We start from the raw sequence: 701 nt of genomic DNA, 5'->3' as shown, positions 1-701 counted from the left end.
TTGACTCTGAAAGAGGAAAGCGTAATATACGCCACCTCGAGTTAGCAAGCGAAAGCGCGCAACTCACTGCTCTTTAACAATTTATCAGACAATCTGTGTGGGCACTCGCAGGATTGATATCTCAAGTACCTTCGGGTACAAAAAAATATCAAGTCTTGAAGAGTGACCAAGCAGTAATTCATTTAGTTGAATTATTACGAAAGTTAATTTTTGAGCACCGCTTCACGAGTTGAAGCAAATCAAGCTTTTAATTGAAGAGTTTGATCATGGCTCAGATTGAACGCTGGCGGCAGGCCTAACACATGCAAGTCGAGCGGTAGCACAGGGAGCTTGCTCCTGGGTGACGAGCGGCGGACGGGTGAGTAATGTCTGGGAAACTGCCTGATGGAGGGGGATAACTACTGGAAACGGTAGCTAATACCGCATAACGTCTTCGGACCAAAGAGGGGGACCTTCGGGCCTCTTGCCATCAGATGTGCCCAGATGGGATTAGCTAGTAGGTGAGGTAATGGCTCACCTAGGCGACGATCCCTAGCTGGTCTGAGAGGATGACCAGCCACACTGGAACTGAGACACGGTCCAGACTCCTACGGGAGGCAGCAGTGGGGAATATTGCACAATGGGCGCAAGCCTGATGCAGCCATGCCGCGTGTATGAAGAAGGCCTTCGGGTTGTAAAGTACTTTCAGCGAGGAGGAAGGC

General features: G+C 49.9%; 1 rRNA gene. It reads left to right on the top strand.

From position 1 onward, the window contains the following. Nucleotides 1-248: 248 nt before the first annotated feature. Nucleotides 249-701: ribosomal RNA gene (locus tag M975_RS21945) — 16S ribosomal RNA — on the top strand; the annotation flags it as partial.

Origin of the sequence: Buttiauxella brennerae ATCC 51605 (genome assembly GCF_001654925.1) — a bacterium.
GTDB lineage: Bacteria > Pseudomonadota > Gammaproteobacteria > Enterobacterales > Enterobacteriaceae > Buttiauxella > Buttiauxella brennerae.
The sequence above is the reverse complement of the archived record's forward strand: the minus strand, read 5'-3'. Positions and strand labels throughout refer to the sequence as shown.